This is a genomic window from Streptomyces sp. NP-1717 (assembly GCF_022695985.1).
GTDB lineage: Bacteria > Actinomycetota > Actinomycetes > Streptomycetales > Streptomycetaceae > Streptomyces.
Window position 1 is genome coordinate 23,004 of record NZ_JAAPBF010000067.1, and the last position, 9,144, is coordinate 32,147.

General features: G+C 68.4%; 6 protein-coding genes and 1 pseudogene. 3 read left to right on the forward strand and 4 right to left on the reverse strand.

The annotated features are described in order from the left end of the window. Nucleotides 1–18 precede the first annotated feature (18 nt). A complete protein-coding gene (locus GXP76_RS16425; RefSeq protein ID WP_242572265.1) occupies nucleotides 19–771 on the forward strand; it encodes an SDR family NAD(P)-dependent oxidoreductase in 753 nt (250 codons plus the stop codon). Between the two features lie 507 nt (nucleotides 772–1,278). On the opposite strand, the gene GXP76_RS16430 is transcribed toward GXP76_RS16425, so the two are convergent. Beyond that, on the reverse strand, nucleotides 1,279–2,703 hold the full coding sequence (locus GXP76_RS16430; RefSeq protein ID WP_242572266.1) for a non-reducing end alpha-L-arabinofuranosidase family hydrolase: 1,425 nt from the start codon (nucleotides 2,701–2,703) through the stop codon (nucleotides 1,279–1,281). An 860-nt stretch (nucleotides 2,704–3,563) separates the two neighbouring features. Here GXP76_RS16430 and GXP76_RS16435 point away from each other — a divergent pair. Next, nucleotides 3,564–4,994, forward strand: a complete 1,431-nt coding sequence (locus GXP76_RS16435) for an endo-1,4-beta-xylanase (RefSeq protein WP_242572267.1) — start codon at nucleotides 3,564–3,566, stop codon at nucleotides 4,992–4,994. A 388-nt stretch (nucleotides 4,995–5,382) separates the two neighbouring features. On the opposite strand, the gene GXP76_RS16440 is transcribed toward GXP76_RS16435, so the two are convergent. Together GXP76_RS16440 and GXP76_RS16445 are read right to left on the reverse strand one after the other, a co-directional pair. After that, nucleotides 5,383–6,591 (reverse strand): PP2C family protein-serine/threonine phosphatase, encoded by a 1,209-nt coding sequence (locus tag GXP76_RS16440; RefSeq protein WP_242572268.1) that lies wholly within the window; start codon nucleotides 6,589–6,591, stop codon nucleotides 5,383–5,385. A 366-nt stretch (nucleotides 6,592–6,957) separates the two neighbouring features. Continuing rightward, complete coding sequence (locus GXP76_RS16445) at nucleotides 6,958–7,623, reverse strand: HAD family hydrolase (RefSeq protein ID WP_242572269.1); 666 nt, start codon at nucleotides 7,621–7,623, stop codon at nucleotides 6,958–6,960. Between the two features lie 118 nt (nucleotides 7,624–7,741). On the opposite strand from GXP76_RS16445, the pseudogene GXP76_RS16450 reads away from it, so the two are divergent. Continuing rightward, nucleotides 7,742–7,968, forward strand: a pseudogene (locus GXP76_RS16450) (hypothetical protein); the annotation flags it as partial. 577 nt (nucleotides 7,969–8,545) lie between these two features. Here the strand turns inward: GXP76_RS16450 and GXP76_RS16455 are convergent. Continuing rightward, nucleotides 8,546–9,144: DUF2238 domain-containing protein (locus GXP76_RS16455; RefSeq protein ID WP_242572270.1), on the reverse strand; the 599-nt coding region annotated here is incomplete at its 5' end.

The following is a 9,144-nucleotide window of genomic DNA, read 5'->3' on the forward strand; positions in this document are numbered from 1 at the left end:
AGTGACGGAGACACCCACATGGGACAGCTGGAAGGCAAGACGTCGGTGGTCACCGGGGGCAGCACCGGTATCGGTCTGGCCACCGCCGTACGGCTCGCGGACGAGGGCGCGTACGTGTTCGTCACCGGCCGACGCCAGTCCGAACTGGAGGCGGCCGTCAAGACCGTCGGAGCAGACCGGGCCACCGCGGTCGTCGGCGACATCTCGAAGCCGGAGGATCTGGACCGGCTCTACGAGGCCGTCCGGGCGCGAGGCGGGGGTCTGGACGTGCTCGTGGCGAACGCGGCGGTCGGCGCGTTCGTGACGCTGGAACAGACCACCGAGGAGCACTTCGACCAGACCTTCGATGTCAACGTCCGAGGCACGCTGTTCACCGTGAAGAAGGCGTTGCCGCTGCTCAACGACGGAGCCTCGGTCGTCCTGGTCGGTTCGACGGCCGGCGACCGTGGGGTGGAGGCGTTCGGTGCGTACGCGGCGTCAAAGGCGGCCGTCCGGTCGTTCGCGCGTACGTGGTCCAACGAGCTCAAGGACCGCGGCATCCGGGTCAACGTGATCTCGCCGGCATGGATCGAGACTCCCGGCGGCACTGCCGCTTTCGGCGACGAGGAGACGGCCCGGGCCGTCAGGGAGAACGTCGCCGTGACCGTGGCCAAGGGCCGCATGGGTCAGCCGGAGGAGGCCGCCGCGGTCGTGGCCTTCCTCGCCTCGGAACAGAGCAGCTACGTCGTCGGCGCGAACATCTACGTCGACGGTGGCACGAACCAGATCTGAGCAGGCCCACATGGCGGGTGCCATCTGAAGCGCCGAGGCCGGAATCGAGAACCCGGTCGTCTTCGAGGAGGAGGCCAGCCACTCCAGCCGCCTCCACCCGCTTGAGCACCCGAAGTTCGCCGGCCTGCTCACCTACGGCGCGGCCGGGCGACACCGTGCACATCTCCGAGATGTTCCGCCTGGTGCGCGGCACCGGGCACATCCTCGACGTGCACGACATCCCGCACCGAGACCGTCTCGCCCTACAGCGGCCCTCGTCCGGCTCACGCCTTGTACCGGGCGTGCCGGACTGGTCGCCCGGCACCACTCCCGGCGGAACGTCCCCTTCTCCGCGAGGTTCTGCCAGAACCTCGCTCACCGTCTCGCGGGCTCCTCGGCCGGAAAGAGGAGGCATACCCTCCCGGGACCGGAGGGTATGCCGTCTGTGAGCCGGACGGGAACCCGTCGCCGGCATCGTGGCCGCCGTCGCCATGGGCGACCAGCCTGCCCCGCCGGCCGTCGGGAAGATCAGCGTTGCAGAGTGAGGACGCCCGGCCGCCACGGCAGTCGGTTGTATTCGCCGCCCGCGTTGGGGTCCTTGCCCTGGTAAAGGAACTGCAGGTTGCAGGGATCGATGGTCATGGTCTGGTCGGGGTTGTTGCGGACCAGGTCACCGTGGCTGATGTCATTGGTCCAGGTGGCGCCGCTGTTGGCCTTGCCGGCGAAGGGGTTGCTCTCACTGGCGGCCTGCGGGGTCCACGACCCGTTCAGGCTGGAGGCCGTGAAGGAGCGGAAGTAGCGCCCGTTCGCGCCCATCGCCTCGACGATCATGAGGTACTGGTTCTGGCCTTGGACCTTGTAGACCTGTACGCCCTCGAAGAGGTTGGCCTTCGTGTCGCTCATGATCGTCGTGTACGACGAGCCGAAGTTGCCCGGGAAGTTCCCGATCGGCATGCTCGCCCGGTAGATCTTGCCGTTGTCACCGGCGAAGAACAGGTACATGTTCTGGCCGTCGGCGATCAGGGTCTGGTCGATCGGGCCGGTGTCGGAACCGGAGATGCTCCCGGTGAACAAGGGCTGCGGGGTGGACCAGCCGTTGGGGTTGGTGGGGTCGCTCGACGTGCGGTAGATGAAGGGCCACGCACCCCACTGGTACGCCAGCACCCAGATGTTCTTCGGCGCGAAGTAGAACAGCGTGGGCGCCACCGCGGCCTGGCTCATCCCGGTCTGGCCGGCCGACGCCATGTCCGACCAGTTCGTGAAGGGACTGAACATCATCGAGCCGTACGACGATCCCGACACGTTCGACGCGTAGACCAGGTGCCTGCCGTTGTGCGTCACGGTGGTGAAGTCCTTCACCGCGGCCCACCCGTTCGCCGGCTGCGCCAGCACTCCCGTCGACGTCCAGCGGTACGTCGACGGAATGGAACACGCACCGTCCGTCGGCGGCGTCCCGGTCAGACCGGTCCACTTCTGGTTGCTGCCGCCGTTGCACGTCCACAGCTGCACCGCCGTGCCGTTGGCCGTACCTGCGCCCACGATCTCCAGGCACAGCCCGGACTCCACGCCGACGACCGTACCGTCGGAGTTGACCCGCCACTGCTGGTTCGCACCGCCGGAACAGCTCCAGATCTGCACCCGGGTACCGGCTGTGGTGGCGTGGCCCGGAACATCCAGGCACTTGTTGCCGTACACGGTCAGCTGGTTGGCGTCCGTCAACGTCCACTGCTGGTTGGTTCCGTTCCAGCAGTCGTAGATCTGCAGGTACGTGCCGTCGGTCTGGACGGCGCCCGGCACATCGAGGCACCGGCCCGAACCGACACCGCGCAGGGCGCCACTTGCAGCCGCTTGAGCCGGGGTGGCGACCAGCATCGCCGCCACCGCGGCCAGGGCCGCGACCATGGCGGCGAGCACTGCGGACGGATGCCTGCGGCTGAATCTTCCTCTGCTCATAGGGACTTCCTCAACCTTGGGTAGACGGGTCCGGTTCGCTTCGTCAAAGGTTGCCCGGACCGGCCACGACTCCTTGCGGCACTGCGTTCGGGCGGCGCGACACGGAATTGCCCTGCTGTGCGATGGAGCGACTCGACGCGTTCGAAATATCGAACAAGGGTCGAAGTATCGAGCGCCCTTCATGATAGAGAGCCGGTGAACGGCGTCAACACTTCTCGCATGTTTCGTTGTCCACTCCGAAACAATCGCGGGACTCATCCGTGAAACATCGCACGTCACACCAGTCAATGTCCGAGTCGCTCCACACCTGGCGCCTGAGGGAGGTGTTGCAGCGCGGCCCGAACGCCAAAGAGGTTCGGGCGATGCGTTCGCGAGCTCTCGCCTCAAAGCTTCGAAAGTTTCGCACAAAGAACGGAAACTTTTTCTGCCGCGAGCATTGACGATGCATCGTCAATGCCTCAATCATCCTGTCTGAGACACCGGCCGGAGGTCGCCACCTCGAACCGCACCGGCCTTGGGCATTCCGTGCCGCACGGCAGATCCACGCACGACCGCACTACGGATCCGCACACCAAAGCACCCGCGCCATCCCGTTTCGTTCCGGTGAGGTTCGCACCAGCGCATCCTGGCTCTTCACGCAGTGGAGAGGTACGCGACGCCCGCGGCGGTCCCCCGGCTGAACCGCGACGGAGTACCCCCGCGCCTGCGCCAAGGGTCGTCCCGCTCCATGACCGCGGCGTCCGGTGAATCCGTGCCACCCGGGCTCCGGCCCGCCCCGTCCGTCCATCTACCGAATGGGAGCTGCGACGCAATCCCCCGCGCTTCAGTCCTTCCGTCATTTCTACCTTGGAGGCACCGTCATGGGCTCGTATGCCCTTCCCGGACCCGCTGTCCACCGGAAGATCCGCAGCCTGCTGCTGGCGCTGCTCGTCGGCGTCCTCGGAGTGGCCGCCACACTGGTCGCGCCGCCGAGAGCACAGGCCGCCGAGAGCACGCTGGGCGCCGCAGCGGCGCAGAGCGGCCGCTACTTCGGCACCGCCATCGCCTCGGGCAGGCTGGGCGACTCGACGTACACCACGATCGCCGGCCGTGAGTTCAACTCGGTGACGGCCGAGAACGAGATGAAGATCGACGCCACCGAACCGCAGCGGGGCCAGTTCAACTTCACCGCCGCTGATCGCGTCTACAACTGGGCGGTGCAGAACGGCAAGCAGGTGCGCGGTCACACCCTGGCCTGGCACTCCCAGCAGCCCGGCTGGATGCAGAGCCTCAGCGGCAGCACACTGCGCCAGGCGATGATCGACCACATCAACGGCGTGATGGCCCACTACAAGGGCAAGATCGCCCAGTGGGACGTCGTGAACGAAGCCTTCGCCGACGGCAATTCGGGAGCCCGGCGGGACTCCAACCTGCAACGCACCGGCAACGACTGGATCGAGGTCGCCTTCCGCGCCGCGCGCGCCGCCGACCCGGCGGCCAAGCTCTGCTACAACGACTACAACGTCGAGGACTGGACCTGGGCCAAGACCCAGGCCATGTACGCCATGGTCCGGGACTTCAAGCAGCGCGGCGTGCCGATCGACTGCGTCGGCTTCCAGTCGCACTTCAACAGCGGCAGCCCTTACAACAGCAACTTCCGCACCACCCTGCAGAACTTCGCCGCCCTCGGTGTCGACGTGGCCATCACCGAACTCGACATCCAGGGCGCCCCGGCCTCAACGTACGCCAACGTGACCAACGACTGCCTGGCCGTCCCGCGCTGCCTCGGCATCACCGTCTGGGGCGTGCGGGACACCGACTCCTGGCGACCGGAGCACACGCCGCTGCTGTTCAACGGTGACGGCAGCAAGAAGCCCGCCTACACCGCCGTCCTCAACGCACTCAACGGCGGCTCCACCACGCCCCCCGCGGATTCCGGACAGATCAAGGGCGTCGGTTCGGGCCGCTGTCTGGACGTGCCCGGCACCAGCACCACCGACGGCACCCAACTCCAGGTGTGGGACTGCCACAGCGGCACCAACCAGCAGTGGGCGTACACCGATGTGGGCGAGTTGAGGGTCTACGGCAACAAGTGCCTGGACGCCGCCGGCACCGGCAACGGATCCAAAGTCCAGATCTACAGCTGCTGGGGCGGCGACAACCAGAAGTGGCGCCTCAACTCCGACGGATCCATCGTCGGAGTCCAGTCCGGCCTCTGCCTCGACACCGTCGCGAGCGGCACCGCCAACGGCACCCTGATCCAGCTCTACTCCTGCTCGAACGGCAGCAACCAACGCTGGACACGCACCTGACCCGCCACCGCGAAGAGGCGAATCGATGACGGCCCTCGGTGCGGCTTCTCCCGCCGCTCCAGGAAGACATCGTTGACGGTCCCGGGTCGCCGCCACTGTGGCGGCGACCCTCGCGATCGGCATGCTCGCCGCGGCGGATCCGCCGCCCGGGACGTCGGCTACGCGGGCCTTCCGCGACGCCGCGGGTGAGCGCGCGGGAGACTCGTTCCCACCCTGTGCCCGTGCGCGAAGCCGCAGGTGAGAGACGTGGTGGGACCTGCGACACGTTTCACGGGTGGAGTGCGGGAAACAGGTCGAGTCGGCAAGTGTGATGGATCCGTCGCGCGGGTCCACGAACTCGCCCCGCTCTTCGTCCGTGGCTCCTCGACGAAACCACGCCTCCGGCTCCTCACTGCAACCAGGCTTCAGCGCTCGCACCGTAGGCGCCGGGTTGGGGGCCGTGCCAGTCCAGGCACAGGACGGTGGCGTCGTCCTGAAGGTGACCGTCGCAGGCGTCGGTGACCGCGGCCGCCAGAGCGCGGACCACCTCGCGGGGGTGCTCGGAGGCGGAGTCGCGGATGAGCCCCGGCAGGTCCACGGAGTCGGCGCGGCGTTCCTGCATGCCGTCGGTGAAGAGGATGACGCGATCACCGGGGCGGAGGTCGAAATCCTGCACCTGGTAGGAGCCCGGCCCGACGACGCCGAAGGGCAGGTTCACGGACAACGTCACCTCCTCGACCTTGCCGTCACGCAGTCGAAGCGGCCAGACGTGGCCGGCGTTGACGAGCTGGGCGCCGGTTCCGTCCAGGGCGATCCGCAGGAGCTGGCCGGTGGCGAAGGTCCGGCGGCCGTGGTCGAGGAGGGCCTGGTGTATCCGGTGGGCCTGTTCGGCAAGGTCCGCCCGGGCGCGCCGGGCGCTGCGGGAGGCGTTGACCAGGAGGGTGGCCATCAGCGAGGCGTCGATGTCGTGCCCCATGGCGTCGGTGATGGACAGATGCAGGGTGTCGTGGTCGAGGCTGTAGTCGTAGGTGTCTCCGGCGCTGTCGGTGGCCGGCACCAAGGCGCAGGCCAGGGCGAACTCGTCGGCGACGCAGGACGGGGCCGTCGGCAGGAGCTGATGCTGGATCTCCGCGGCGAGACTCATCGGGGTCGTCCTCCGCCCCCAGTGGTAGAGGTCGGTGTAACGCCGGTCGGTGACGACGATGTACGCCAGCGCGTGCGCGGCTTCCTCGATCTGCTCCAGCACGTCGTCCGCGACCTCGGGCAGGAACAGTTCGAGGAGCCCGATGCTGTCGCCGCGGTTGGTGACAGGGGCGAGTACCCGCTGCCCCGGTGCCCTCACCGTCTTCTGGGTGCGCAGGACCTCTTCGTAGACGCTGCCGGCGAGGGGGATCCAGTCGGCGTGCGTGATCCGATCGGTTCCACGCCCCTCTCGCTCCGACGCCGCATCGCTGACTCGCACCACCCGTCGGCCGACGATGTCGACGAACAGGAACGACACGTAGCGCGCGCCGAACCGGTCACGCAGATTGCGCGCCACGACATCGAGGGAAGCCACCGGCGCGGCGGCTTCCGCAGCCGCCAGCACCTCGGCCAGTCCTATCCGATCGCCCACCACATCCGCCTCCCCGGGTTACGCACTCTCCTGCCCGCCCGGACGGCGGAAATTACCGCGGCCCCCAGCCCCGCCCCTGCGCGTCTCATGCCGGATCCCGCACCTCGGACGGCACACGCTCCACGCGCGCCGTCGTAGGGCAGGCTCCGAGCCGGCGGGCAGCGCTGCGGCATCAGGCGAGCGAGCCCTGTTCGCGGACACAGCTCGCGAGATCACGGATTTTGACGTGGTGCTTCCGGGAGTAGGCGAAGAAAGTCCCACGCCTGTTCCTCGCTGACGTGGGGCTCTACAGCTCTACGGCTCAACGGCTCCACCAAGCGGGCCGACGTCTGACAGGTGTGACCAGCCGGCGCGCGGCGGTGCCGGACCTCACTCCAGGCGTGCGAAGAGGCTGCTGTCGAGGCGTGCCAGCAGGTCGGTGACGTTCTCGTACACCTCGTCGGCTCCGGCGGCTTCGAGGGCGTCGCGGGGGATGCCGCCGGAAAGGACCGCGATGCTCCGGACGCCCGCTCTCGATGCCGCTTGCATGTCCCACACCGAGTCTCCGACGAAGATCGCGCGCTCCGCAGGCGCCCCGGCGAGGTCCAGCGCGGCAGATACGGGATCGGGCGCCGGCTTGCCGCGCGGTACGTCGTCCGAACTCGCCGTTCCCGCGATGACGTCGTCCGCGTCGATCGCGCGGCGCAGCGCGTCGAGTTCCGGTCCGGTCGCCGAGGAGGCGAGGATGTTCGTCCAGCCCCGGCCGGCCAGCTCCCGCAGGAGGTCGGCGGCGGAGTCGAAGGCCGTCAGCCGGCCGAAGTACGTGCCGTACAGAGTGCTGTGCGCGGCACTGATCTCGTCGTCCCGATCAGGGTCGCGGTCGTCGCCGAGCAGATGGGTGATGAGGTCACCGGATCCGAGCCCGACCGCCCGGTGGATGTCGGACGTCGCCACCTGATGACCCGCGCCGCGGAACGCCTGCCACCAGCTCGTGACGTGCAGGTAGTTCGTGTCGGTCAGAGTTCCGTCCACGTCGAAAAGCGCCGCGCGTGCCAACGTCTGCCTCACTCTCCCGAAAGGGTTCCGGCCGACGGTCACCGCCCTGGCCGGGTCGTGCCTGTCCTGTGCCCGATCTTGGTGTCCTCCATGTCCACTGCCGCACAAGCCGCGCCGACTGCCGTGGGACGACGAGGATCATCCGGCTCCTGGACACCTGCGGCCCGACGGTGTGAGCGACAAGACGGTCGAAGCCCTTGGCACCCCCTCGGAGGCGCTGGAGACCGTCGAGCAGGCTCAAGGGTGGAAGCGCGAGTGCGACAGGACCTCGCCGACGGGCGGCCGCATCTGTACGAAGCGGAGATGAAGGAGGCCCGGCGCTCCCGGGGCCATCACCACCACACCGGGGAGAGCGGGTTTCCGCGAATCGCACTGTCGGAGCGGGGAGCGGCACGGGGGCCGTGCCATCTCGGCGTAAAGGCGATTCTGCGGGGTCGCAGAACGGTGCCCTGCTCCCACGACGGCCGGAGGTGGTCTGCGAGTCGTCCTTCCCGTGATCCGGTCCTCGGGTTCTGCGCGCGGGCAGACTTGTGGGCATGGTGGACCGGGCAACTACTGCGAAATAAAACGCAGGTGATCATCGTTCGGGGGTCGGCGTGACGGGCCGGGATCTGCGAACACTGTTCAGTACGAACGACCGGAGTCTCACGGCTGCGGAAGCTTTCACGAACCGGCGGGCCCAGTGGGAGCCCGTGGTCGCTGCTCTCGGTGAGCATCTGCGGCTGAGGTTATGAAGGCGGCCCGGGACAAGGTACTGGTCTTCCACGGGATCGGCGGCGTTGACACGTCGCCCCTGTCCGGCGAACTCGAAGCCGCTCTCACCCGCAGCGAGCGGCGTCCCGCCCAGCGGGGTGAACCCGGGTGGGCGGGCGAGCCGATCGTGCCGAGTTCCGGCTCGGCCGTCGCGGCGACCTCCCTCCCCTCACGGAGTGGCGGTCAGCCTGCCCCGGCCCAGACGGGCGAGGGCGCGGTCGTGGACGCGGCTGAGGAGCAGCAGGGCGCAGGTGGCGCCGATCAGGGCGCAGAACATGTCCCACTGGGTGTCCCAGACGTCTCCCTGCGTGCCCAGGAAAGCGTCCGCGGCCTCGCCTCCGGTGACCGCCGCGAACCATTCCAGCATCTCGAAGACGGCGCTGAAGGCGAGGCAAGCACAGACGGTGAGCGGGGCGAGCCAGCGGCTGCCGCGCAACGGGGAGGTGCGGACAAGGAGTTCGCGTACCAGGATGGCCGGGACGAAGCCCTGCACGAGGTGGCCGAAGCGGTCGTAGGGGTTGCGGTCCCATCCGAGCCAGTCGCGCACCCAGTCCCCTGCGGGCACCTCCGCGTAGGTGTAGTGGCCGCCCACGATGAGGACCAGGGCGTGCACCGCCAGCAGACCGCACAGCAGACCGCTCAGTGGGAAGCGGTGGCGCAGCAGGATCGCCAGCGGCAGACCCGCCATCACCCACACTGTCTCCAGCAGCCAGGTCGTCGGATCGGCCACGCCGAACCTCGACACGACCAGCGCCGCGGCCACCGCGA

Coding starts and splice junctions, on each gene's coding strand:
- GXP76_RS16435 (WP_242572267.1), top strand. CDS start 3,564: ATGGGCTCGTATGCCCTTCCCGGACCCGCTGTCCACCGGAAGATCCGC.
- GXP76_RS16425 (WP_242572265.1), top strand. CDS start 19: ATGGGACAGCTGGAAGGCAAGACGTCGGTGGTCACCGGGGGCAGCACC.
- GXP76_RS16430 (WP_242572266.1), bottom strand. CDS start 2,703: ATGAGCAGAGGAAGATTCAGCCGCAGGCATCCGTCCGCAGTGCTCGCC.